Origin of the sequence: Nostoc sp. PCC 9305 (assembly GCF_963920915.1) — a bacterium.
In the GTDB taxonomy this organism is placed as follows: Bacteria; Cyanobacteriota; Cyanobacteriia; order Cyanobacteriales; family Nostocaceae; genus Nostoc.
On record NZ_CAWUDN010000024.1, the window covers coordinates 42,878 to 68,842 of the forward strand.

General features: G+C 41.7%; 23 protein-coding genes. 12 read left to right on the forward strand and 11 right to left on the reverse strand.

Going from position 1 to position 25,965, the window contains the following annotated elements; all coding sequences use genetic code 11:
• Nucleotides 1-536: 536 nt before the first annotated feature.
• The gene (locus ACM0OX_RS11420; protein ID WP_414514969.1) at nt 537-2,126 is read left to right on the forward strand and encodes a glycoside hydrolase family 57 protein; all 1,590 of its coding nucleotides are present in this window, start codon (nt 537-539) and stop codon (nt 2,124-2,126) included.
• 62 nt (nt 2,127-2,188) lie between these two features.
• On the opposite strand, the gene ACM0OX_RS11425 is transcribed toward ACM0OX_RS11420, so the two are convergent.
• The 5 genes from ACM0OX_RS11425 to petC form a co-directional block, all read right to left on the reverse strand.
• Nucleotides 2,189-2,875, reverse strand: a complete 687-nt coding sequence (locus tag ACM0OX_RS11425; protein ID WP_414514970.1) for a Uma2 family endonuclease — start codon at nt 2,873-2,875, stop codon at nt 2,189-2,191.
• 192 nt (nt 2,876-3,067) lie between these two features.
• On the reverse strand, nt 3,068-3,433 hold the full coding sequence (locus tag ACM0OX_RS11430) for a hypothetical protein (protein WP_414514971.1): 366 nt from the start codon (nt 3,431-3,433) through the stop codon (nt 3,068-3,070).
• A gap of 534 nt (nt 3,434-3,967) precedes the next feature.
• Complete coding sequence (locus ACM0OX_RS11435; protein WP_414514972.1) at nt 3,968-4,318, reverse strand: DUF6717 family protein; 351 nt, start codon at nt 4,316-4,318, stop codon at nt 3,968-3,970.
• 163 nt (nt 4,319-4,481) lie between these two features.
• Nucleotides 4,482-5,483 carry a cytochrome f gene (gene petA / locus ACM0OX_RS11440; RefSeq protein ID WP_414514997.1) on the reverse strand — a complete coding sequence of 334 codons (1,002 nt, stop codon included), beginning with the start codon at nt 5,481-5,483 and terminating at the stop codon, nt 4,482-4,484.
• Between the two features lie 98 nt (nt 5,484-5,581).
• Nucleotides 5,582-6,121: a cytochrome b6-f complex iron-sulfur subunit gene (gene petC, locus ACM0OX_RS11445; protein ID WP_292816980.1), complete on the reverse strand. Its 540-nt coding sequence runs from the start codon at nt 6,119-6,121 to the stop codon at nt 5,582-5,584.
• A gap of 229 nt (nt 6,122-6,350) precedes the next feature.
• Between petC and ACM0OX_RS11450 the strand changes: the two genes are divergently transcribed.
• Together ACM0OX_RS11450 and ACM0OX_RS11455 are read left to right on the forward strand one after the other, a co-directional pair.
• A complete protein-coding gene (locus tag ACM0OX_RS11450; protein WP_179063611.1) occupies nt 6,351-6,659 on the forward strand; it encodes a DUF3067 family protein in 309 nt (102 codons plus the stop codon).
• A 134-nt stretch (nt 6,660-6,793) separates the two neighbouring features.
• Nucleotides 6,794-7,351: a hypothetical protein gene (locus ACM0OX_RS11455; protein WP_334841426.1), complete on the forward strand. Its 558-nt coding sequence runs from the start codon at nt 6,794-6,796 to the stop codon at nt 7,349-7,351.
• 75 nt (nt 7,352-7,426) lie between these two features.
• On the opposite strand, the gene ACM0OX_RS11460 is transcribed toward ACM0OX_RS11455, so the two are convergent.
• From ACM0OX_RS11460 to tatC, 5 genes are all read right to left on the reverse strand, one after another.
• Nucleotides 7,427-7,756, reverse strand: a complete 330-nt coding sequence (locus tag ACM0OX_RS11460) for a hypothetical protein (RefSeq protein ID WP_414514973.1) — start codon at nt 7,754-7,756, stop codon at nt 7,427-7,429.
• Complete coding sequence (locus tag ACM0OX_RS11465; RefSeq protein ID WP_414514974.1) at nt 7,743-8,114, reverse strand: hypothetical protein; 372 nt, start codon at nt 8,112-8,114, stop codon at nt 7,743-7,745. The genes ACM0OX_RS11460 and ACM0OX_RS11465 overlap by 14 nt, the downstream gene beginning before the upstream one ends.
• 46 nt (nt 8,115-8,160) lie before the next feature.
• Nucleotides 8,161-9,375, reverse strand: coding sequence for an Nramp family divalent metal transporter (locus ACM0OX_RS11470; protein WP_414514975.1), 1,215 nt, complete (start codon nt 9,373-9,375; stop codon nt 8,161-8,163).
• On the reverse strand, nt 9,372-9,800 hold the full coding sequence (locus ACM0OX_RS11475) for a hypothetical protein (protein ID WP_414514976.1): 429 nt from the start codon (nt 9,798-9,800) through the stop codon (nt 9,372-9,374). The genes ACM0OX_RS11470 and ACM0OX_RS11475 overlap by 4 nt, the downstream gene beginning before the upstream one ends.
• A 65-nt stretch (nt 9,801-9,865) precedes the next feature.
• Nucleotides 9,866-10,660, reverse strand: coding sequence for a twin-arginine translocase subunit TatC (tatC, locus tag ACM0OX_RS11480; protein ID WP_414514977.1), 795 nt, complete (start codon nt 10,658-10,660; stop codon nt 9,866-9,868).
• 544 nt (nt 10,661-11,204) lie between these two features.
• Here tatC and ACM0OX_RS11485 point away from each other — a divergent pair.
• From ACM0OX_RS11485 to ACM0OX_RS11515, 7 genes are all read left to right on the forward strand, one after another.
• Nucleotides 11,205-11,435 carry a hypothetical protein gene (locus ACM0OX_RS11485; RefSeq protein WP_414514978.1) on the forward strand — a complete coding sequence of 77 codons (231 nt, stop codon included), beginning with the start codon at nt 11,205-11,207 and terminating at the stop codon, nt 11,433-11,435.
• 57 nt (nt 11,436-11,492) lie between these two features.
• On the forward strand, nt 11,493-12,350 hold the full coding sequence (locus ACM0OX_RS11490) for an SDR family oxidoreductase (protein WP_414514979.1): 858 nt from the start codon (nt 11,493-11,495) through the stop codon (nt 12,348-12,350).
• Nucleotides 12,351-13,155: 805 nt separating this feature from the next.
• Nucleotides 13,156-14,487, forward strand: a complete 1,332-nt coding sequence (locus tag ACM0OX_RS11495; protein WP_414514980.1) for a P-loop NTPase fold protein — start codon at nt 13,156-13,158, stop codon at nt 14,485-14,487.
• Nucleotides 14,463-19,646, forward strand: coding sequence for an eIF2A-related protein (locus tag ACM0OX_RS11500; protein WP_414514981.1), 5,184 nt, complete (start codon nt 14,463-14,465; stop codon nt 19,644-19,646). Before ACM0OX_RS11495 ends, ACM0OX_RS11500 begins: the two co-directional genes overlap by 25 nt.
• A 273-nt stretch (nt 19,647-19,919) precedes the next feature.
• Nucleotides 19,920-20,687 (forward strand): Uma2 family endonuclease, encoded by a 768-nt coding sequence (locus tag ACM0OX_RS11505; RefSeq protein WP_414514998.1) that lies wholly within the window; start codon nt 19,920-19,922, stop codon nt 20,685-20,687.
• Nucleotides 20,688-20,841: 154 nt separating this feature from the next.
• Nucleotides 20,842-22,419, forward strand: a complete 1,578-nt coding sequence (locus ACM0OX_RS11510) for an endonuclease NucS domain-containing protein (protein ID WP_414514982.1) — start codon at nt 20,842-20,844, stop codon at nt 22,417-22,419.
• Nucleotides 22,420-22,618: 199 nt separating this feature from the next.
• The gene (locus tag ACM0OX_RS11515; protein WP_414514983.1) at nt 22,619-23,242 is read left to right on the forward strand and encodes a Uma2 family endonuclease; all 624 of its coding nucleotides are present in this window, start codon (nt 22,619-22,621) and stop codon (nt 23,240-23,242) included.
• On the opposite strand, the gene ACM0OX_RS11520 is transcribed toward ACM0OX_RS11515, so the two are convergent.
• Nucleotides 23,243-23,371, reverse strand: a complete 129-nt coding sequence (locus ACM0OX_RS11520; RefSeq protein WP_414514984.1) for a hypothetical protein — start codon at nt 23,369-23,371, stop codon at nt 23,243-23,245.
• Nucleotides 23,372-23,800: 429 nt separating this feature from the next.
• Between ACM0OX_RS11520 and ACM0OX_RS11525 the strand changes: the two genes are divergently transcribed.
• Both ACM0OX_RS11525 and ACM0OX_RS11530 read left to right on the forward strand, forming a co-directional pair.
• The gene (locus ACM0OX_RS11525; RefSeq protein WP_414514985.1) at nt 23,801-24,955 is read left to right on the forward strand and encodes a KamA family radical SAM protein; all 1,155 of its coding nucleotides are present in this window, start codon (nt 23,801-23,803) and stop codon (nt 24,953-24,955) included.
• 3 nt (nt 24,956-24,958) lie between these two features.
• Complete coding sequence (locus ACM0OX_RS11530) at nt 24,959-25,948, forward strand: D-alanine--D-alanine ligase family protein (RefSeq protein ID WP_414514986.1); 990 nt, start codon at nt 24,959-24,961, stop codon at nt 25,946-25,948.
• The last annotated feature ends 17 nt before the right edge of the window (nt 25,949-25,965 follow it).

Sequence of the window (25,965 nt, forward strand, 5' to 3'; positions counted from 1 at the left end):
AAGGGCAGAGCCAGTACGAACGAATCCAAGTTAGAAAGTAAAAAATACTGCCAGATTTCTCGGAAGACTCAGTTATAAATGACATTTTTTAACCAACGTGAGTCTCCTACAGAAACGCACTTTAACCCAGAATATTGCCAGAAGAAGAAGCAAACCCGCAATTGAGTAAGTCGGCGATCAAAATTCAATGTATATGAAGAAATATAAACTTGAAGTAGGGTGTGTTACGCCGTAGGCTAACGCACCTTGAATTGTTGAGGTGAGTTAGCTGAAAAATTCACAGAACGCTTACGAGCTAAAGGTCTTGAACCGGAGTAAATATTTTCAGTGTAGGATTATACAATAAACAAATAGGCAAATTTTACAACTAGTTAACAACAAAAGGCGATGGAGGTACAACAATTGTTGTGCCCTCACAAGCACTGTAATTAACTAAATTGAAAACTATTCTTACGATCCCCATAAAGTCTTAAAATATTGTTAATTTCAGGCAAACCTCTCGACCTTCAACTTACAAGTATCACCCCAAAATCACTATGGCTATCGGCTACGTCGCGCTTGTACTCCACGCACATCTACCCTTCGTTCGTCACCCGGAAAGTGACTACGTGCTGGAGGAAGAATGGCTCTATGAAGCCATCACAGAAACCTACATCCCCTTATTGAAAGTATTTGAAGGCTTAAAGCGAGACGGTATCGACTTTAAAATCACGATGAGTATGACACCCCCTTTAGTGTCAATGCTTCGCGATCCTCTGCTTCAAGAACGCTATGACGCACACTTGACCCAACTAGAAGAACTTATAGCACTAGAAGCAGAACATAATGTCAACAACGGGCATCTTCGTTATTTAGCCGAGCATTACATTACTGAGTTTAAAGAAGCGCGTCAGCTATGGGAACGCAATCAAGGTGACTTGGTGACAGCTTTTAAGCAGTTCCAAGACAGTAACAACTTGGAAATCATCACTTGCGGCGCTACTCACGGCTATTTACCGTTGATGAAAATGTATCCGCAAGCAGTGTGGGCGCAAATTCAGGTAGCTTGCGAACATTACGAACAAACCTTTGGACAAGCACCCAGAGGCATTTGGTTGCCGGAATGTGCCTACTATGAAGGTTTAGAGCGGATGCTAGCTGATGCTGGGTTACGCTACTTTCTCACTGATGGGCATGGCATTCTTTACGCTCGTCCGCGGCCGCGTTTTGGTACTTATGCGCCAATTTATACAGAAACTGGTGTTGCTGTCTTTGGTCGAGATCATGAATCTTCCCAACAGGTATGGTCTTCTGAAGTGGGCTATCCTGGGGCGGCGGAATATCGAGAATTTTACAAAGATTTGGGCTGGGAAGCAGAATATGAGTATATTAAGCCCTATATTATGCCCAATGGTCAGCGGAAAAATACGGGCATTAAGTATCACAAAATTACAGGGCGTGGCTTAGGTCTATCAGATAAGGCGCTCTACGATCCTTATTGGGCTAGAGAAAAGGCAGCAGAACACGCTGATAACTTTATGTATAACCGAGAGAGGCAATCTGAGCATCTCTATGGTATAATGCAACGCCCGCCAATTATCGTTTCGCCTTATGACGCAGAGTTATTTGGACATTGGTGGTATGAAGGCCCTTGGTTCATCGATTACCTATTCCGCAAATCGTGGTATGACCAAAAAACATATCAAATGACCCATTTAGCAGACTATTTGCGAGATCAGCCAACTCAGCAAGTGTGTCGTCCTTCGCAGTCTAGTTGGGGTTTCAAGGGTTTCCACGAATATTGGTTGAATGAAACAAATGCGTGGATTTATCCACATTTGCATAAAGCTGCTGAACGGATGATTGAAATTTCCCACCTAGAACCAGAGGATGAGTTGGGGGAAAAAGCATTGAACCAAGCCGCGCGGGAATTGTTATTAGCACAATCTTCCGACTGGGCATTTATTATGCGGACGGGAACGATGGTACCTTATGCAGTTAGACGGACGCGATCGCACCTGATGCGCTTCAATAAGCTCTATGAAGATGTTAAAGTTGGCAAAATTGATAGTGGTTGGCTGGAAAAAGTCGAGTTAATGGATAATATCTTCCCCGAAATCAACTATCGCGTCTACCGTCCGCTATAGTCAGTCTCACAAAAAATAATTAACAGCAGTAGGGTGGGCATTGCTCACCCTATATTATTAGCTTAAAGGCTATCTGGATCAATATTTAATTCTCGAAGTTTAGCAGCTAATCTTTGCGCTTTCTCTTCTGCGGCTTGGCGTGCAGTTGCTTCCTCTTCATGAGTTAAGAGTATTTGACCTGTAGCTGGATTATAAAAACGCAGTTTTCCCGCCTCCAAGCGTAACTCTAGCCCCAAAACTTCACTAGGTAGGGACACTGTACCATCTGGTAGGGTATTGGCTGCCACAGGGAAATAGTTTCCATCAACCAAGTTTAAACCCTGGAGTTGGGGATTGAGATAATCGCCTGTGGGGTCATATTGAAAATATTCACGCACTCCCAGAAAGGCGTAAATTCCTTTCTTTGCACCTTGGTCTTTGCTGCGGGTGGTTTTTGAGGTAATTTCTAGAACAAAATCTGGCGTTTGATTATTTTCTTCCCAGGTTTTGTAAGAGCGTCTGTCACGGTTTTCCACTCCAAAGACCACAAATACATCTGGAGCGACAACCGATTCTGGATAACCTTTTTCGTAGTAAATAAATAGATTACCAGCGACGTATACATTTGGGTGATTTTGAAAATAAATCCTCAACGCATTTCTTGCATAAGTCAAATAACTGCACTGGATATCACCTTCAGCCATCGGCTTACCGTCCTCATCTGGGTACTCAATTGGGGTAACGGGGATATACTCTATTGAGACTGTCACGGGCTAATACCTCAACTCAACTAGGGCTAGGTTTAATAATATCGCTCAAAATGCGATCGCCATGAAAATTATTACCCCACAGATAATACTCGGCAATTTCTTTGTTAATCATTTGCTGTGCGCTTCAAGTTTCGCTAATTTTAGCTGTATCTAATTGGTGGTTAATCTTCGTTTTAATTATCAAAGTTTAACTTATGCATCAAACCAGAAAATTATTCTAATCTCATCAGGAGAACCTAATTCGAGAAGTTCTTCAATAAACTGTTCAGAACAACCTACATATTCTTTATAACTTGTCACCCAAGATACTTCAGTTGTTTCAGGTTCTTGTTTCCAGTTCGGCAGTACAAAATATAGCGGTTCTCCTTCTGGAAACTCAGCCGGAAACGAAGCATTATCCTGAAATAAGTGTGCATACTGATGTTTTACGTATGCCCATCGGGTTACATACTGATTGTCCCAATCATAATCTATAATCTCTTGAAGCAATAACCAAGAATGTCCAAAGCAATAACCAATTTGGTTTTCTGAAAAAAACTTCTTGTAGAAATCATTCATATCTTCAGGAAAACCTTTAGCATTTGGTAAATTAACTAATCTAATTAATGTAAAAAAAAGTTATTAATCTATAATTACATCAGTTAGCATATCATCCATTTTATCGCTCATTTCTTGAGTATAAGGAATTAGCTTAGAGGATGTTTGAAAAGTCCTCTTCTCGGTAACAAAAGGTTTTAGATCCCCCTAAATCCCCCTTAAAAAGGGGGACTTTGATTCCGGTTCCCTTTTTAAGGGGGGCTAGGGGGGATCAATAAGTGCCTAAAATCACAGCAAATTACTTTTAAAACATCCTCTTAGAAGGGTTAAGGACTTCTAACTAAAAAAATATCCCATCCCTGCGGGACGCTACGCGTAGCTTGCTTCCCCAAAGGGGTACGTATTTAGGGCAGGGGGCAAGGAGTAGGGGGGAGAAACTAGTCGTGTTTAGTCCAGAAATTGGAATAATTTATTTTTTGGAGTTCCCTTATGCATAGCATGATTATCAAAAATTCAAGAAAAAGTCTGATCGTAATGCCCTCATCTTCATCAAGATTATCGGTTTATTTTCGCTTTGAACTGAGCGTAAAATTCTTTAGGAGCCAGATCGAAATACTTAAATAGAGCAGGACAAAGCCATCCTTCTCGATCTAAATCTGCACTGTAATACCATTTACCTCCATATTCTTCACGCCGCCAGTCGAACTTGAGTTGATAGCCAGGAAAGGGAGATGCAGAAAATACTAAACTGAACCCTGACTCAGCATCTGGAATGTGTGCCACCATTCTTTCAATAATTTCATCCGCCCCTGCTACGAAAGGCTCTCGAACTAGACTTACATTGTCATCGTCAAACACCCACATCTCGCCGAACTTATAGGGGTGAATAACCATAATTGAGTTCATAAAGTTTACAAGCAGTTAATACTGTTTCATTTTAATAATGATACAAATACGTTGGTAGAGGTACAGCAATTGGTATAAGTCCCAAATTTCCAGGCTTCGTGTAACTAACATAAAAAAAGACAGGCAAGAAGCCTGTCCTACAAGTAATGATTTAGCAAAGAATTTAGAAATTCATCTCAGCAGCTTGAACTTTTTCAACCTGCTTCTTCTTCAGCACAAGCATAACTTGAGCCAACATTACAAGAGCGATGAACGCAATCATCCATTTAACTCTTGATGCGTCTTGCAGTACGATTTCTGCATCTATTTGACCGAATCCACCGACGTTCGGGTTACTGGTCAAAGCATCACCAGTCTTAACTGCTTGACCTTCAGAAACAAGCAGTTCTGGCCCTAAAGGAACCGTATCAACGACAACATCACCCGATTCAGGTTGGATGTTTACTAGATATTTAACGTTACCGTCTCCATCTTCCTCTTTGGCAATCTTGGTAATTGTGCCAGTAGCAGAAGCGTTGTAAACAGCGTTATTGCTCTTTTCGCCAGTAGGATAAACTTGTCCGCGTCCCCGATTACCACCTACGTGAACTGAATATTTACCGAAGTGGATGTTTTTGTCGGTTGCGGGGTTGGGAGAAAGAACTGGGAAGACGATTTCCTGATACTGTTCGCCAGGTAAAGGGCCGACGATGACGACGTTATCTTTGCCTTCGCTGTAGGGTTGGTAGAAAGTGTCGCCAACTTCTTCTTTAAGTTCTTCGGAAAGACGGTCTTCAGGAGCGATCTTAAAGCCTTCGGGTAGCATCAGTACAGCACCGACATTCAAGCCAACCTTAGAACCATCGGCACCAACTTGCTGGGCGGACAGATCGTAGGGGATTTTCACCACAGCTTTGAATACAGTGTCAGGTAGCACCGATTGGGGAACTTCCACTTCTGTAACCTTGGCGGCTAGGTGACAGTTGGCACAAACAATTCGCCCAGTTGGTTCGCGGGGGGTTTCGGGATAGGTTTGCTGTGCCCAAAAAGGATAGGCGGCAGCTGATTGGGGAAGGGCTAGATCGCTGGTGAAGTAAAATGTCACAGTAGCGATCGCTATGAGCAATGTTTTTACAATCGCTCTAGCACTGCGAGTTAACCTCGCTGTTAGGAAAACATTTCTCATCTCTATAAGGGCGACAATTGAATTAGTCATTAGTCATTGGTCATTAGTCATTAGTCATTAAGCCCTGAACAAAGGACAAATGACTAAGGACAAAATTATTAACCCCACCAAGGTGCATCACCTGTGCGGAAGTCGGTTTCAGTCCAAGGGGTTAAAACGATTTTGTCGTCGTTGACGCTGGTATGGGCTAAAGCCAGAGACAGAGGTGCTGGGCCCCGAACAACTTTACCAGTTTCGTCATACTGGGAACCATGACAAGGACACTTGAATTTGTTCTCAGCAACGTTCCAAGGGACGACACAACCTAAGTGGGTGCAGATGGCGTTAATGCCATAATCTTTGATCGCCTCTTTGCTGTCTACCACAATATAGGTAGGATCTCCCTTTAGTCCTTGGACTAGGTTGCGATCGCCTGCATTCCGGTTTTCGAGAAATTTAGTGACGCTAACATCGTTACCTAGCTCATCTTTTGCCGTTACACCGCCACCGGCACCACCTGCTGCTGGTGGAATAAAGTACTTGACAACGGGATACAATGCACCCAGAGCTACTCCAGTGACAGTCCCAAAAGTGAGCAGATTCATGAACTGACGACGCCCCATATCGGGCACGTCTGCTGATTCAGAAAATTGAGCCATAATCTACGCGCTCTTTGTGTATTTTGTTAAGCATTTTGACAAAAGTACTAATACTTGAGCAACTCTTGTCTAAGTCGAAATGCTAGCGCTCACAACGATGCCATAATTCTTTGTTCCAAGATATATTTAGCATCTTTTCTGTTAGCATTACATTTCTTTATATCCTTATCATACTGGAGTCACGGAACTTAACATCATAACTAAATGTAAAATCTGATTGAGAAAAGCTATGACAGGACAGGAATTACGTCAGATATTGCTTGATAAGTGGGGATATTCTTATGATGTCCAGTTTCGACGGGCACAGGGAAAGATATTTTTGCAAGTAATGTGGAAATATCTAGAGCAAGCTTCTTTTCCCTTGAGTGAGGCGGAGTACCAAGAACATCTCGATAGCATTGCCAATTATCTTCATGCCTTGGGTGGGTCAACACAGGTACAAACTTTTATTGCCCAAACCCGCGATCGCCCCCGGCTTGGCAAAGCTGTTAGCATTCCTCTCGATTTGGGTGAACGTTCTTCGGAATGGATATTGTGACCGATTATTGCATTAACGTTAATAACTTTCTAAGTAATTACAGTATTTTTTATTCAAAAATACCATAACGTCCTGTATAATCCTTTTACCTGTTGGTAAGGTAAGAAAAAATACACGTTTTCAAGGAAAAATAAATGGCTTTTATCTCCACATTTGAAATTCTTCTTAAGCCTCAACTTCCAAAAAAGCTTACAGATAAAGAACCTGAACTTAGCCCACTAGCAAGAAAAGTTCTCCAAGGCTATTTTCTGACGATTGCCAATGTCACTAATGAACTCGTATTTCTCTCTCTTGTAGTTACAACCAGAACACCCGGACTAGATCCTAAAAAAATCCTCACCGTTTTGGATACCACTGGTGTAGATGGGCCTGTAAGCAGTGTTTTTGAAGGCGCAGGAGGTATACAGAAATCACGCTTTACATTTCCTATCAATGCTAATGATACAGGCTTATTTATCCTGCAACCGGATGCTACTAATAAAAAACTTCGAGAAGAGGCAAATTTTGAGTTGCGGGGTTATGTCGAGATATCTATTAGTTCCGTATCAACTCCAAAAACAACTCAATTGCTAATCACTCCTGAGCATCGAGGTACATTTTTTGGCACAGAGAAAGCCGAGTTAGGTGAGATTGCTTATGTGTTACCTCTTGCTAATGGAAAAAGTCTATTTGAGTTAAGTAAAGATGGTTAACTCTATTTATTTCATTATTACTAGCATTTGATGCAGATGCGCTAGATTTGGGCTTAGTAAGCTAGATTTTAAGTTTTATTTTTTGGAAGTCTTTAATGCTTTTAAATCATCTAAGGTACAGAGCAAACAAGGCTTTTCAGGGTTAGTTAAATCTAGCTGCTCCCAAGATATTGTATAGCCATTGTGGATCTTATGTGCCCCAAGTAAATGTAAGATCCTCAACCCAATTGCCCAAGCTGATAGTCTTTCTAACACAGCAGTGGTTCCAATCAGATATTCCTGAATAACCCATTCTTCACCTTGCTGTTGGGCATGAACTTCTTCAATGCGTCCGACGGGTTTACCAGTTGAATCCAATACTTGTTTACCCAGTAGCAATTCCAGATGAATTTCACGAGTTGCCATGTTCTGCCCCTGGAATTCGGCTAATAATCTGTTCCTGAAGCCATTTTTCATAAGCTAATGCTGGAGTTTTGTCAGCTTCAATCTCGACTTCGACATCAATACCAACATTTCGCACTTTTGACCACGGAATTCTAAAGGGTTCACTTTGTTTAGCACCCCAGCTACTTTCAATTGCTGCTACCCACCTTTCTAAACGTGGGTGAATACGTCGTGCAAGAATTGTCATACCAGTTTCGATATAAGTGAGTCGTGGCGGTTCTCCGTCGCGTAACTCTATGACAATACCATCGACTTTGCCCAGATGGCGGCGATCGCTGTCAACTAATTGGTTATCAAGTACATCTCTAATAATGTTCATTTTCTATCACTTTCAGTTGATTATTAACGTAAACGCGCAGCAGCGATCACCCTCCAAGAATTTCTAGGGGAATAGCAACGATCGCCAACACGAATGTCAGCACAATTGTAAAGATTACAACACTATTACTTATCCAACCGTTGCGATACTTGCCAACATATAATTCATCGTTCATCAATACCAAAAATGGCACAATCACAGGCGGCAAAATTACTGCTGTAATCGCCATTGAAAACAAAGTCAATTGCAATGGGTCGATTCCAAATACCATTAATAAAGAAGCGAGAAAGACAAACACAGTGTAGACCAAACTAAAGCGTGCGGCATCTTTTGGTTTGAGATTTTCGCCCCAATTCCAACCAAAGGACTGAGCAACAATATAGGCTGTATCGAGAGTCACCTCCAGTGCTGCGCCAAAGCAAGCAATACCCAAGGATGCTGCAAATAGTACAAAGCCCCAGTAACCAAAAGTTTCTGTCAACATCAACGCCGCTTGTTCGTAGCTATCTACCTCAACGCCTTTGGGTTTGAGTACTAGTGCTGACACAATCAGCACCCCTAGCGATACAACACTACCAAAGCTCATCCCTAAACCGGCAACTGCGCGATTTACACCGATATACTCTTCATCCCACTTATCTTCTACTGCCCCAGATGAGTAAAAGTAAAATAAATAGGGGCTAATCAAAGCCCCCAAAATCCCAACTCCAAGATATAAATAATGAGCGGTATCTTGTTGTGGCAGAGTTGGCAACAAACCACTGCCAAGTTGTGTTAGAGATGGATGCAACTTGAAAGTAGCGACAACAAAAACTAGTGTCACCAACCCTAATACGGAAATACCATTTTCAATAATGCCAAAGTTGCCGTACCAAATTAGCAACCAAATTGCAAAGGCAACGGGTAAAGCATACCACTGAAAGCTAATACCCGTTAGCAGTTGTAAGGCGATGCAAACACCACCAATTTCTGCTGCTAGCACTAGAAAATCAACTACGACTTCTGCAATCAGTGGAATAATATAAAAATTAAATCCAAAACGCTCGCGCACCGCAGCAGCTAAAGTATGCTTGCTAACTGCTGCTAACCGCCCAGACATTTCTACCAAAAAAATCACACAAATCGTACCCAGAATAATCGCCCAGATTAGTTGAAAGCCGAAAATAGATCCAGCCTCTGCTGCTGTAGCGATCGCACCCACATCCAAAAAGCCACCTATACTAGTCACAATCCCCAGCGCGATTTCAAAAACTTTCTTCATGGTTTGTTCTGCTGTGGTAGTTGCGAGTCTAGTGTTCGTCCTTCTAGCGATAAATCCCCAATTCTTTGTGCCACTACAGAATAATTTTCTTGTTCAACTGCGGTTGACATTTGCTCTGTGATTTTTGCTAACCGTTTGATATGACCTAAAAGTGCTAACTTGTAAGGCTGGGGAATAGCTGTAGATGATTCTATCTGGGCTATGTTGTCGGTTTCTGTTTGGAACTCTTGCTGTGCTTTCTTCAGTGTTTGTTTCGCATAGACTTTTGGCACAGCACCTCGTACCCAAGCATTAGCAACCATTTTGCTTGTAGCTGTCCATGATTTTACAGTTTGTAGTTCTTGTGTAAGCCTATCTGTGGGTTCTTTGCTACAAGCGGTTAATAATGTCAACCCTAATAAATAACCTATAAATATCCTTTTCATCAGATGTCCGTCTTCGTAGCCCTCCTTATAACTTATTCACTGTCACCTGTAACCTATTCCAAATGTTATTTACCTGTAAGCTTCACCAGTCCAACACCGCCGAAATAAAGCGCTAAAACTGCTCCCGCTAAAAGACTTTGAGTCAAGGGGTCAGTAGAAGGTGTCAGGACGGCTCCTAAAACCACTGCTCCCATAATCACGTAACGCCAACCAGAAACCATCCGTTCTGACGAGACAATGTTCAAATTACCGAGCAACAGTTGGATGATGGGAATTTGAAATGCTAAACCAGTGCTAAATAACAGTAGCAGCACAAATTCAAAATATTTATCAATTGACCAAAGTTGTTCGACTACATCTGCTCCGTAGCTAATGAAAAATTTCAACGCTGCGGGGATAAGGAGTAAATAGGCAAATACTAAACCCGCTCCAAATAGCACACTCGAACCCAAAACCACAGGCCCCAGTAAACGGCGTTCGCGGCGAGTCAGTCCTGGAAGCACAAACTGGATAATCTGGTAAAGAATGAAAGGACTAGTAAGTACAATGCCAGTGTAGGCTGCAACTTTCAGGGAGACAAAGAAATATTCTCCAGGTGCAAGTTGGAGAAATTTTACTCCTTGTGCAGGAACCTCAAGTAATTGGACAATTGGCTTAACGGCAAAGAAACAGCCAATAATGCCCACTGTTACGGCAATCAACGAATAGAAAATCCGTTGCCGCAATTCTTCTAGATGGTCGAAAAGGGACATTTCGACTTCACCAGGCAACTCATCAAGAGGATCGGTGTCTGAGTTGCCATATCCTTCTGGGTCGAGGTTAGGAACGTTTACAGTATCTACGTCTTGTGAAGGCGTCATGAGTCAACTAGTAGGCAACATTTGTTAACTATTTTATCCGGGGAATGCAGCTACTAAGATATGTTTTTGAGTACTGTGGGTTTTTTGTCCTGTTTTTTGGGGTTGCTATCTGTATAAGTTAGTAGGAAGCCATCTTGTAGGCAATGCCTAACCTAAAATAAAAATAGGGTGGAACCGATAAATTAGAAATCATGTCTCTGCGGCTAGTGGTCTATCGCCAAAGTTTTAAGAGGTCAGTGCTGTTCAGATCCCCGACTTTTTGAAGAAGTCGGGGATCTAGCAGCCCCGCAAAATTAATGCGATGAACCACCAGTAGTCTGTCCTATTAATTTTGATGAGTTTGTAAGTAAGCACTTCAGTGTTTAGACAATGAAGGACTAAAGTCCTTACTACGAACTGGCTTACCCATCAATTTAAACTTGACAGACTACTGCGCTGAGTAAATTAGCACAACATTAACATTTGATACTCAGTTTTAAAAATCCGGTTCGTCAAGGTGGCATATATACATATCGTAATCGGAAATTATTAGCTGAGGTTGGGTATGAACCGGATAATTTGCATTGTCCTCATGGCATTGCCTGTTTATTTATACAATGTTGAGCTAGGCAATACTTATAGTAGTGACGTGACAATTGTTAAAAACCAGTTTCCCACAATAGCTGCGCTAATTGCTGACAATACAAATGCTCAATTACGCATTTTGCCGTGGCAAATATCGGCTAGAGATGACCAAACTGAAGATTGCCTTCGTTTTGGCACTTGCAAAGATTGATACTAATTCGTAATTCGTAATTCGTAATTACGGCAGCCCCATCATCAAAGAAAATTAATGGTTGTAGAATATCAACGCACAGTAGTGGTTACAGGAGCCTCAACAGGAATTGGTCAAGCCACTGCTTTGCTTTTAGACCAGTTGGGCTTCTCTGTTTTTGCTGGAGTGCGTCAAGATGTTGATGCTCAGACACTTAAACAGAAAGGATCGCAAAGGCTGATTCCGATTTTTTTAGATGTTACTGATGCTGAATCGATCGCAGCTGCGGTTGATACGGTAACAAATGCAGTTGGTGGTGTGGGAATTTTGGGTTTAGTGAATAATGCCGGAATTGCTGTTCCTGGCCCGTTAGAATTATTAGCGATCGCTGATTTTCAACACCAGATGCAGGTTAATGTCACTGGACAATTAGCTGTGACACAAGCATTTCTTGGTCTTTTACGCCAAAGTCGGGGTCGAATTATCAATATGGGTTCCATTTCTGGTAGGAGTCCAACGCCGTTTTTGGGCGCTTATAATGCTTCTAAATTTGCTTTGGAAGCACTCACTGATGTAATGCGGATGGAGTTACGACCTTGGGGAATCTCGGTTTCAATTATTGAACCTGGTTCTATTGCTACCCCAATCTGGGAAAAGTCTCTTAGCCAATCTGAAATAGCACAATACGACCTACCACAATCGGCACAAAATCTCTACGGTCAAGCGATGAATATTGTCCGCAAGAAAATGCAGATTCTCGCATCTAAGGGAATTTCTGCGGATATTGTCGCTCAAGTTGTTGTCCATGCGCTGACTGCAAAAAAACCCAAGACGCGCTATCTTGTTGGACAAGATGCCAAAATTGGAGCGCTGATCAAGCATATTTTGCCTGACAAGCTACATGACAGGATAATTTTATACTCAATGGGGCTGTAGATTTCTGATTGTCGATACTTCAGAGGTCGTCACTCTGAATGCAAAGGCTTTCATTAACAAAATCATGGTTTTCATAACAAAATCATGATTTTCATCAACAAAATTATGGTTTTCATCAATAAAATCATATTTTTATCAACAAAATTATAGTTTTCATCAATAAAATTATGGTTTTCATTAATAGACCTCTTGCACAAATGCAAAATTCGCCCTCATCCCCCAACCCCTTTTCCCAAAATTGGGAGAAGGAGAGCCAAATTTAAAGTCCCTCTCCCAAGTTTGGGAGAGAGATTTAGGGTGAGGGCTTTTGATTCATGCAAGAAGTCTAACAAAATCATACTGAATTCAAAACGAGAAGCAAAATTTAGTCAAAAAGTGACTCTGAACTCAAGTTGACTTAACCAAGGTTTTTGTTAAAACGCCCTATGCTATAAGGATTGTAGATTATTTTTTTGTAAAATTAACGAAAGCTTGTTAATAAATCAAGCTGATGATGAGTTCAAGAGAGCGACAAAATTGTACTTAACAGTACCTTTTTTTGTATTGAATATTTTTAATATTCATAAGAGTACCTTATTTAATCTTAGATAGTTTTGCTATTTGTACTTATAGTAGTATTTCTGCTTACTTTAACCAAAACATCACCATTAATATGTGCTATATCGAACTATAGATATAATTAATTATCCTGAATACTGCTAGTTTAGTTAGTAGTTTGATTAAAATAAGGCATAAATATACCTAAAATCAATATATTTATCTAGTAAATTTTTGCATCCCCATTCCTGAGTGAACTTGATTAGTTATGCTCCTAGATTTAGAAAGATTTTATCAGGCTTGCAATCCGAGCAGACCTCTAATTATAGGAAACCCTAGCGATCGCAGGTACTATATCGATTTTGCTGCGGTGCGGGGTGGCAAAATTATCGAAGCTTTGCAGCGCACGATCGCTAAAATATCGCCGGATATCCCAACCTGTCAACTATTTACCGGACATCTCGGCTGTGGAAAATCAACGGAGTTGTTGCGCCTGAAAGCTGAGTTAGAAGCGCAGCAGTTTCATGTAGTTTATTTTGAGTCTACCCATGTCTTAGAAATGGCCGATGTGGATGTGACTGATATTTTGTTGGCGATCGCAGGACAGGTAAGTGAAAGCCTAGAAGCGATGAAAATTAGGCTCAAACCTCGCTATTTTACCAAGTTGTTTGGTGAAGTTGTGGATTTCTTGCAGACGCCAATTGACGTTGGCGTAGAAGCAGAGTTGTCTGTAGGGATTGCCAAAATTACAGCTAAAACAAAAGAAAGTCCCCAATTGCGGCGGCGGTTAAGAGATTATCTAGAACCACGAACCGCAAATATTTTACAGTCAATTAATCAAGAATTACTAGAACCTGCCACCAAGGAACTGAAAGCCAGGGGTAAAAAAGGATTGGTGGTAATTGTTGATAACTTGGATCGAGTCGCAATTCGACCTTTACCATCGGGGCGATCGCTGCCAGAATATTTATTTATTCAGCGTGGCGAACAGTTACGCAAACTGAATTGTCATGTAGTCTATACTATTCCTTTAGCCCTGACTTTCTCCAACGATAGCGCCGAACTTCAGCATCGTTTGGGGGGTGGAGTTGCCCCAAAAATGTTACCGATGATACCTGTGCGTTTGCGCTCTGGTGAGATTTTTCCCCAAGGGCTAGCAATGATGCGGCAAATGGTGCTAGCTAGAGGTTTTCCAGACATTTTACCTAGCGATCGGTTAGGCTTAATTACAGAGGTGTTTGATAGTTTAGAAACCTTAGATCGATTGTGCCTGATGAGTGGTGGTCATGTCCGCGACTTACTAGGTTTACTGTTTGACTGTCTGCGAGAACAAGATCCACCCTTTAATCGGGAATGTGTCGAACTGGTAATTCAAAGACAGCGGGATTACCGAGCCAACGCTATCGACCCCCATGAGTGGGAACTAATCTTTCAGGTGGTGCAACAGCAACGAGTTAGAGGTGATATAGAATACCACACCCTCTTGCGAAGTCTATTTGTCTTTGAATACCGCGATCATCAGGGAGCTTGGTTTGCCGTCAACCCAGTTTTAGCAGAGACGGAAAAGTTTAAATCATGGTTGAACGACACGCACAAGTAGATATCAGAGCAGCTAACGAGCGGGCTTTACGGAGTTTGGGGAGAGCAATTACCCTTTCTAGCGGTCAATTTTCCCTGGTTTTGGTGTGCTGCAATTATCGAGTTTTGCAAGAACTTATGCTGCAACGACTCGAAGAACTCTCTTCAGGAGTACACCACATTCAAAAGGTAATTCTGCCGCATAATGCCAGAAGTCTTTACACAAGTATTCATTTACAACTGCTAACCGAAGCTAATCCGCCATCGGCGTTGATGATTTTGGGTTTAGAGTCAGTAGATGGACTCGACGATTTACTGAGTTCTATCAATCATATTCGGGATGAATTTCGCAAACGCCACCCATTTCCAATGATTTTGTGGGTGAATGAGGGAATATTGCAAAAGGTAGTCCGTTTAGCACCAGATTTTGCGAGTTGGGCGGCGACACCGATTCGGTTTGAAATGACAACTCAATCACTGCTGCAATTTCTGCAACAGGAAACTGACTCTTTATTTGCTACGGTGTTAGCAAACGATGCTGCACAACACCAACCTCCTCAACTTGCAAAGCATTATTCCACTGTCGAGCAAGTCTGGGAACATAGTTATGAACTCCACTTTGCCATTAAAGAGTTGCACAATCGTGGTATTACCTTAGAGCCAGAACTACACGCTAGTCTAGAATTTGTTTTTGGTTTAGATAATTATATTAGCGATCGCATCAATACAGGTTTAAGCCATTTTCAGCAAAGCTTGCAGGTTTGGCAAAAATTGGCAGAGAAAGGGGAAGCGGAGGAGCAGGGGAGTAGAGGAGCAGGGGAGCAGGGGAGCAGGGGAGCAGGGGAAGCAGAGGGAAATCAGAGGGATAAAGAAGTATTTTCTTCCTCATCTCCTCCATCTCCTCCATCTCCTCTACTGCTGCGACAGGGAATTTTGCTGTTTTATATTGGGCTGTGTTATTGCCGTTTTGCAGAGCAAAATCAAATAGAAAATCGCCGCCATTGGTACACTGCTAAATCTTATTTTCAGCAATGCTTGCATATCTTGCAGGTGGCTGGGCGTTTGGATATAGTTGCTGGATTTATTAATCAACTCGCTGAGGTTTTGCAATATCTGCAAGAGTGGGAAGAATTGCAGACTGTTGCTCAAAAGTCTCTGGAGTTACATCAAACTTATGGTAGTCAAATCCAATTAGCTTGTGATTACGGTTTTCTGGCGCAAGTAGCTGTGCAGCAGTCGCGGTGGGTACAGGCGAGTATCTTAGCACACGTATCGCTACTGAAATTAGGGGAGGCGCAAAAGCAGAACGACCCTTATAACTGCTTATTCCCATTATTATTGGCGCAAATTTACTATTTAGTATTGGCGAAAGCACAGCGAAATATCGGTGAGCTAGTAATCGCTCGTGAATACTTAGATAAGGCGACAAAAGAACTGCCAGCAGCCTTAGAAAGCAGTGCCCATCAATACGATGCCCATCGTTATATTCGCTTATTGCGGAGACTGCGATCGCTCTACTTTGAAGAAGGACGATATTTAGAAGCCTATTACATTCGACAAAAACGGCGTTCTGTTGAGCAACAGTATGGTTTTCGGGCTTTTATTGGGGCTGGACGTTTGCAACCCCAAAGACAGGCGACAAATCCAGCATTAATGTCACCTTCTGGAAGTAGTAGCGTTGCTTTAGAAATTGCGGCTTCTGGTCGAGAGCGTGATATTAATAACTTAATTGGCAGAATTAGCCGCGCCGATCAAAAATTGACGGTGATTCACGGTCAATCAGGGGTAGGTAAGAGTTCCACCGTTACGGCGGGTTTAGTTCCAGCACTGCAAACTCGTGCCATTGGCGATCAAATCGCCGTGCCTGTGGTACTGCAAGTTTACACCGATTGGGCACGGGAATTAGGGAAATCTTTAAGTGAGGCGATGTCTAGTGACGCATCCCTGGCGATTTATGCTGATATTAAGCTAGAAGCAGGCATTGAATCGGAGGCTTTACCTTACTCTGACACACCGTTCACCATCGGTGGCATTTTACAACAACTCCAAGAAAATGCCGATCGCCATTTGATCACAGTTTTAATTTTTGACCAATTTGAAGAATTTTTCTTTGGTTATAGCGATCGCAATCAAAAGCAAGAGTTTGATAAATTTATTAGCGATTGCCTCAATATACCCTTTGTCAAAGTCATCCTTTCTTTGCGAGAAGATTATTTACATCGGTTATTAGATTTTAAACATCTTTCGGCGCTGGAAGCGATTAATAATAATATTCTCGACAAGCATATTCGTTACCAGTTAAATAATTTTTCGCCAGAATATGCCAAAGCAATTATCCAAAAATTGACGGAGCGATCGCAGTTTAATTTAGAACCCGCTTTAATTGATGCTTTAATCGAAGATTTATCAACAGAATTTGGAGAAGTCCGCCCCATTGAATTACAAGTTGTGGGCGCGCAAATTCAAGATGAACGCATTACTACCTTAGAAGAATATCAGCCATATAGACCGAACAAACTCATCGAACGATATATTAAGGAACTAATTAAAGACTGCGGCCCAGAAAATGAACGAGCTGCGTTACTTGTCTTATACTTATTAACAGATGAAAGTAACAACCGACCTTTTAAAACTCGTGCTGAGTTAGCGGCGCAGCTATCAGAATTAGAAGATGCTGACAAATTAGAGTTAGTCTTAGAAATTTTAGTTAGCTCCGGTTTAGTAGTTATCTTTCCTGATGTACCAGAACGCTATCAACTGATTCACGATTATTTAGTAGACTTGATTCGCTACCTGCAACAACAAGAATCGAGCTTACAGGTACAACTAAATCAATTACGCTACAAAGTAGAACAAAGTAAAGCTGAGATTGAGCGACTGAAGAGCGAACTTAGTCAAAATAAGCAGCGTTCCAAATTGGTAGCTCCTCATCCCCAGCAGGGATTAGACTTATTAACAGAATTGCGAGAATTACACAAGCGAGAAGAATTAAGTCAGTTAGAAATTGAGCAATTACGAGCTGAACTGAAAGAAAAAGAGTTAACAGCTAAACTTGCAGAAAGTCAAAAGAAACAAAGACTTAGTGAAGCTCAATTAAATCGTTCGCTGAAAATTGCCCTCACAGCTTCCGTTCTCGCCATCTTGGGATTAAGTGTTTCCATAGTGACAGCGGTAGATAGCGAAATTAAAACCCTCAGTGCGTCCAGTGAAGCCCTCTTTGCCTCGCAAAAAGGTATTGATGCCTTAAAAGAAAGTTTAAAGGCAGGGAGAAAATTACAACAAACAGTCTGGGTAGATTCCTACACAAGAGAGCAAGTACAGACGGCACTTTATCAAGCAGTTTCAGGGGTCAGAGAATATAACCGCTTGGACGGGCATATATCTGGCGTAAATAGTGCTACATTTAGCCCCGACCGCTCTTTAATTGCCTCAGCCAGTGCGGATACTACAATTAAACTCTGGCTTCCCGATGGTAGCTTAGTTAAAACCTTGTCGGGGCATGAAGATGTAGTGAATAGCGTCAGTTTCAGCCCAGATAGTGAAATCATTGCTTCCGCCAGTCAAGACAAGACGATAAAACTTTGGAATCGAGAGGGTCAACTGCTTGCTACCTTATTAGGGCATCAGGGTGTGGTGAATAGTGTGAGTTTCAGCCCAGATGGTCAGGTTATTGCTTCGGCAAGTACAGACAAAACAGTGAAACTGTGGAGTCGCGATGGTAAGCTGCTCAAAACTTTGCAGGGACATAATGGTGCAGTATTAAGTGTCGCTTGGTCAAATGATGGTCAAACCTTAGCTTCTGGGAGTGCTGATAAGACGGCGAAACTGTGGAGTCGCGATGGTAAACTGCTCAAAACCTTGCAGGGACATGAGGATGCAGTCAAAAGTGTGGCTTGGTCGCCGGATGGGAAAATAATTGCTTCTGCCAGTTTAGACCAGACAATCAAGCTGTGGAATGTTGAGGGGAAGCTACTGCGAACTTTATCGGGGCATAGTGCTGGAGTTACCAGCGTCAGTTTTAGCCGCGATGGTAACACGATCGCTTCCGCCAGTACTGATGAAACAATCAAACTTTGGAGTTCTGAAGGTGTGTTGCTGGGAACCCTAAAAGGACATAATAATTGGGTTAACAGTGTCAGCTTCAGCCCAGATGGTCGCACCCTTGCTTCCGCGAGTCGGGACAAAACTATTAAGCTTTGGCATTGGGACGATGTGTTACTGCGAAAGCCCAAAGCCGATAATGATGACTGGGTAACTAGCATCAGTTTTAGCCCAGACGATCGCACCTTGGCAGCAGCAAGCCGAGACAAAACTGTAAAACTTTTCAGTCGAGACGGTAAACTACTGCGTATATTAACGGGGCATCAGGGTCAAGTTTGGGGTGTAGCTTGGTCGCCCGATGGTCAAGTAATTGCCTCGGCTAGTAAAGATAAAACAGTAAAACTTTGGAGTGGTGACGGTCAACTGCTCAACACCTTACAGAGTCATAATGATACCGTATTGAGTGTAGCTTGGTCGCCTGATGGTCAAGTAATTGCCTCGGCTAGTAAAGATAAAACAGTAAAACTTTGGAGTAGCAAAGGTAAACTACTCAACACCTTACAGGGACATCAAGAAGCGGTTAATTGGGTAAGTTTTAGCCCTGATGGCAAGTTGCTAGCCTCAGCCAGTGATGATAAAACCGTGAAAATCTGGAGTAGAGAGGGTAAATTACTATACACATTAACTGGTCATAGCCGCCGAGTGAATGGGGTTGCTTGGTCGCCTGATGGTCAAAGCATTGCCTCAGTGAGTATTGATAGCACGGTGAAGATTTGGAATCGAGACGGTAATTTGCTAGATAATCTCACGGGCGATGGCGATAGTTTTATCAGTGTCAGTTTTAGCCCCGATGGCAAGACTCTGGCAGCTAGCAGTGATGACAAAGTGAGGATTTGGAACCGAGAAGGAACGTTGCTGATTGCTTTGAAAGGCGATAAAGATGAGTTAACCAGCGTCAGTTTCAGCCATGATGGCAAGACTCTGGCTGCGGGTAGTGGTAATGGCACTATAATTTTCCGAGATTTAGCAGATATCCAACTGGATAAATTACTGGCACGGGGTTGCGATTTGCTACATGATTATTTGCAGACTAACCAGAAGGTAATTAAGAGCGATCGCGCCTTGTGTTCTAGTAGGTGATGCACAAGAATTATGAGAGGCAATATCGAGCAATAATCACAGAAAATCCTAGCTGTAATGAGTCAATGTCACAGTTTTAAAATAACTAACTTAGGACTTACGCAAAAACCCTCTCAAACTCTCATTTCTCTGTTACCTCTGCGTCCTCTGTGGTTCGTTTTCCGTTACCTATGCGTAAATCCTATAACTATTGGACAGTAAACTACCCACCAACAACCCTTTCCTTGGAGCAGTGCTAAGATAAATATGCCGATTCATTCGCGCCAAAGTTCAATGACTATTGCCAAACTGTCCGAACTAGGCATTACTCACCTTCCCGACCATACTGAGTTACCAGAGTCGGATGGAACTTTTGTGTTCGCGGAGCGTGCCGGAGGCAAAAATTTTCAAGAACACCCGCAAAGCATACTTCTAACTGACTCCGTTCAAGGTGTATTACAGCAAATTCACTCAGATAAGCAGTATTGTATTGGTCAAGATTGTGGCATTTACTGGCGTTTAACCGAACCACCTGAACGCGGTGCCGAAGCACCCGATTGGTTTTACGTCCCGAATGTTCCACCTATGTTAAATAGTCAGTTTCGACGTTCGTATGTGTTGTGGCAAGAATATGTCGCTCCTCTAATTGTACTGGAATTTGCTTCTGGGGATGGTTCAGAAGAAAGAGATAATACTCCAATTACTGGTAAATTCTGGGTATACGAGCAAGCAATCCGCGTACCTTTTTATGGTGTTTACGAATTTAGCAAAGCTGCGGTTGAGGTTTATCACTTAGTTGATGGTAGGTATCAGCAACTCACAGCTAACGAACGTGGACACTATGAGATTTCCTTGATGGGCGTCGAATTGGGCATTTGGGAAGGACAGTATGGAAATACTACAGCGCCTTGGTTGCGTTGGTGGGATGCACAGGGAAATTTATTACTAACTGGTGAGGAAAAATCGCAGTTATTAACATCCCAATTAGAACAAGAACAGCAAAAAGCCCAGCGTTTAGCAGAACGCTTGAGACAGCTTGGGATAAATCCTGATGAAGTTTAATATCTGATTGGGGATGGATTCAAGAGTGTTATAAGCAGTACTTAGCTTTATGGATACAACGCAAATTGCGATCGCGCCTTATGTTCTGCTAGGTGATTGAGATTTTGTTCCCATTCAGATCGTTAATTTAAAATGAATTCAACAATAACCATATATGACTAAGGAAGCAAAAATCAGAGATTTTCTCGTAAATAATTTACATTTAATTGAAGATGGTTTAAATGCTATCGAAACAGAATTTAAATTACCAAATATTTCTGGTTCAGATGGTTCAGTTGACATCATAGCTAAAGATAAACTTGGTCTAATAGTGATTATAGAAATCAAAACAAGTAATTCTTCCGCAAAAAACGCTTCACATCAGTTATGCAAATATGTTGCATTGATAAAACAAAATTTAAAAATAGCAGATAAAGACTTGCGATGTATTCTAATTTCTACTGATTGGCATGAATTAATACTACCATTCTCTGATTTTAAACGTAATGTTAAGTATCCGGTTGATGGCTATAGTCTTTCTTTAGATCCAGAGGATGTACCTTATGAAGCTAAAAAAGTAAAGCCTATACCAGAAAGTGAAGAAAATAATATTTGTCCTAAACATTTAATATTTTCATTTGAAAGACAGAGTACAAGAGATGATGCATTGTCAAAGCTTGATGCAATAATTTTAGAACAAATAGGAATAAAAAACTATTGCATTTTAGCAATGTGTTATGAAGGTAAAAATAAAAAGGTATATGATACATACCCTTTTATTCAATATCTTGTAATTGATGAGCTTAAAATACACGAAAAAGAAGCAGTTATAGAAAAAACATATTCTTTAAATAAAAAACATGAGAATTATTTTCAGGATAGTTGGATTCCCAAAAATTATTTCATCGAACAAGAGGAATGGGAATTTGAAGAATTAGTTATTTCTGAAATTTGTAGAAAATCCAGTCATTTATGTGAGGAAACAAGAACAAGTAACCCAGAAGAATTTGCTAGCTTACAAAAATCATGGAAAATACAAAAGATTTGCAGACAAGGTAGGTTAGCTTCATCTGCATCTAAAACCTTAATAAATGATGAAGACTTACTAAAAGATATTATGGGTTTAAAAGGTGGGAATGCTGAAATATTTTTATCTATAATTAACCCAAGGTTTCAGCTTTCTTGGAATAGTGCCATTCAAAAAATACACTATTGTTTATTAGGAAATGAAGTCTGGCAAGCAGGATTAAAATGGTTTTTAGATAAAATTAAAAATGAACATCAGGAAGCGAATGTTTCAGCGTTTATTTACAACCCATGCAATATACTACTTTCTTTATATAGTGTTCATTATCAGCCTATTTTAGAGGTTGTAGTAGATGATTTACTGAATAATAAGGTTATTATCTTAACAGGTTTTCTCGAATGGGATAGAAAAACTTACCCTCAAGATTTAGAAAGGATTATAAAAAATGCTTCTGAAATATCATCTTTACCCGATCGTTTATTTACTACACAAGGTAAAAACTCAGAGTTATTTGAAATGTTAGTAATGTCTAAACATGGACTTGATTATAGTTTAATAGAAACAACTTTACATAAGGATAAAATCCCAAATCATAAATATATATATGTACAAGATAACGGAATAGAGACTGAGAATACTGATGGTGAAGAATTTAATACGTTCAAATATTTCATTCAAATTAATGAAGGATATTTGCATTACCTACGTCAATATATAAGAAGCTAATTCTTCATTTTAATTTGTGGGTTTGTTAGAATTCTGTGTTACCAAACATTCACTCAAATTTTTCTTGGATCGCCTTCTATTACCAAACCTCAAGCCGTTGTTTCAGAACTACGGCAGAAAAATTAGCCAGGACTCATAGACAAAGCTGTACATCTTGGTAGCATTGAGTGAAGTACCCGTCAGCAAGGGAGCGAGGGCGATGTACGCAACCGTCACACAACCACTGACTTTTGAAGAGTTTCTTGCCTGGGACGATGGTTCAGGCAGAGCGTTTGAGCTATTGGATGGGATTCCCGTGCCATTATCAGAACCAAATGCAAATCATGAGGATTTGATCCAGCGACTGTGTGCCTACTTAGAAAATCACTGCCAAGAAAATGACCTGCCTTACGTGTCGCGCCAGTCCAAGCAGGTTCGGCTCAAAACAGCACTAGGCGAAAAGGAAAAAAGCCGGAAAGCAGATATTGTCATATTTGCAAGAGTTGAATGGCAGAGGATGAAAACTAGCTCTAGTTCTGCTGCTGCATATATTCCACCACCCGGAATCATTGAGGTTGTTAGCAACAACTGGAAGGACGACTATCTAACAAAACTTGCTGAATATGAGGAGTTGGGCGTTTTCGAGTACATCATTGTAGACTATGCTGCTTTTGGTGGCATTCGGTTCATTGGTTCTCCCAAGCAGCCAACCATTACAATCTACCAACTTGAAGGTGCAGAGTATTTACCCCCAAAGGTGTTTCGAGGGCAGGATCGAATTGATTCTAGATTGTTTCCGAACATTCCCTTAACGGCTGAACAGATTTTTGCAATGAGTCGCTGATTAGCAACGACGATTTTTAGCTACCACTAACCAACTGCTTTCTGTCTCAACTAATGTCGGAGCCGTCAGTTTTACTTCTGGCGACTCCACATTTTTTATTATTGGAATTTCTGGAGGATTTTCTGACACCGCTCAAATTCACACAATACTTTGAGCAGATGCAGCGTGCGATCGCACCCCAAAAAATCCTTACATAATTAAATATGCGACATTGGTGTATGTATTAATACGACGCAAAAACACGGAAAGCTGATTGTTTCAAGGTAACAAAGACACTGTAAGAGCGATCGCTATTATCGCAGCACAAGTATTTCCTGTATAGGAAGATACTTGTCGTAAACCTTGAAATAGATTTTTTTATTTTACCTAAAAATCTAGGTAAACATACTAATACACTGTGACGGAAATTTGCTTACCTTTAACAAGGGACTTGAGCAGGAGCAATTCATGAATTGCTCCTACTTATCTGCTTGCTTAATTGAGATGGTAGCTGGATTTGCACCGCACTCTATTAGGCTGTGATTTGTTTATTATTCTCAGCTTAATTTCTGTCTAATCATGATCAAAAACACTATTTTAAATCCTCTAGTAACTGATATTCGGTGTGAAGAAATTTGTCAGATTTTGGGAGAGACTTACAACCAAGAACACTGGAACGATTGGCGCTGGCAAATGCGGCATCGGTTGACTAAGTTGGAACACTTTCAGAAGTTATTAAGGCTTAGTACTACCGAAGAACAGGGACTTTTAATCGCACCAGAAAAGTTTGCTGTAGCTGTAACCCCATACTTTGCATCACTACTCGATCCAGAAGATCCGCTTTGCCCACTACGGTTACAAGTGATACCACGACAAGAAGAACTAATAGTTAGTCCAGCAGACATGGTAGATCCATGCGGTGAAGATGGCGACACTCCAGTACCAGGACTCGTACATCGCTACCCTGACCGAGTGTTGCTGCTTGCCCTAGATAGTTGTGCTGCTTATTGTCGTTACTGCACCCGCTCTCGTTTGGTGAGCCAAGGTGAGATGTACCCAGTAACGCGGCGATTGGATGCGATCGCCGCTTATCTGGAGGAACATACCGAGATCCGTGACGTGCTAATTTCCGGTGGCGATCCTCTATTGATGGCTGATGAACCTTTAGACAATTTGCTTAGGCGGCTGCGTACCATTAAGCATATTGAATTTATCCGCATTGGTTCTCGTGTGCCGAGTTTCTTACCGCAGCGAATTACACCAGAACTTGTTGCCTTGCTTCGTAAACATCGTGTGTGGCTATCTTTGCACTTTTGTCATGTGCGGGAACTCACCCCAGAAGTTGCACAAGCTTGCGATCGCCTTGCTGATGGCGGCATTCCTCTAGGCAGTCAAACCGTGCTGTTAAAAGGTGTGAATGATTCTGAAAAATCCCTGAAGAATCTGTTTCACGGTCTTCTGAAGCTGCGTGTGCGACCTTATTATCTTTATCAATGCGACCCTGTTGTTGGTACTGCACATCTGCGAACGAGTGTGCAAACTGGGCTTGATTTAATTTCTAAATTACGCGGTCATACTACTGGCTACGCTGTACCAACCTATGTAATTGATGCCCCTGGTGGTGGTGGCAAAGTCCCAATTCAAGCCGAAACTCTAGTTGCTTATGAGAATGGTACAGCTACAGTGCAAAATTGGGCAGGTAAGACGTACACCTATACAGATCCAGTGGAGTAGACTATGGGGTTATTCATTGGTCTGTGTTATGACCTGAAGGCGGACTATCTTCAGGCTGGTTTCAGTGCGTCTGAGGTGATGGAGTTCGACGATGAAGAAACTATCATTGGGCTGGAAACTGCACTATTGCAGTTAGGTTATCAGGTTGAACGTGTTGGCAATGGTAGAGAACTTGCTCGGCGTTTGGCAAAAGGCGATCGCTGGGATTTGATTTTCAATATTGCTGAGGGTTTAAAGGGTCGTTCTCGTGAAGCTCAAGTGCCGGCAATCTGCGAATTATTCGCTCAACCTTACACCTTTTCCGATCCGCTTACCTGTGCCCTGACGTTAGACAAAGCGCTTGCTAAAAGAGTAGTACGCGATCGCGGTTTGCCGACAGCCTCTTTTGAGGTCGTGAATACTACCGCAGAAGCAGCAGCTGTGTCGCTGCCAATGCCACTTTTCCTTAAGCCTATGGCGGAGGGCAGTTCTAAAGGGGTAACTGGGCGTTCTCTTGTCAAAGAACGCGAGGAGCTAGTAAATACTTATCAAGCGTTACACGAACTTTTTCAGCAACCAATACTCGTAGAAACCTTTCTTTCTGGTAGAGAAGTAACAGTAGGCATTGTTGGCAACGGTAGCAACTCACGGGTAGTAGGTGTGATGGAAGTAATTTTTTCAGGACAAGCAGAAGCCTTCGCCTATACTACCCTCAATAAGGATGAGTATCTAGAACGGGTATCTTATCGTTTACTCATAGATCCTGAACCACTGGCAGCACAGGCAAGGCAACTAGCGCTGGATGCTTACCATACTCTTGGTTGCCGTGATGCTGCCCGCGTGGATCTGCGCTGCGATGTTAATGGTGTATTACAGTTTATGGAGGTTAACCCATTGCCAGGGCTACATCATATCCGCTCAGACTTACCAATTATGGGACGTTTGGGTGGTATGACATATACAGAAATCATTGCTCAAATAGTCGAGTCTGCATGGCAAAGATATAAATGCTGAAGGGCGTTGCTGAATCA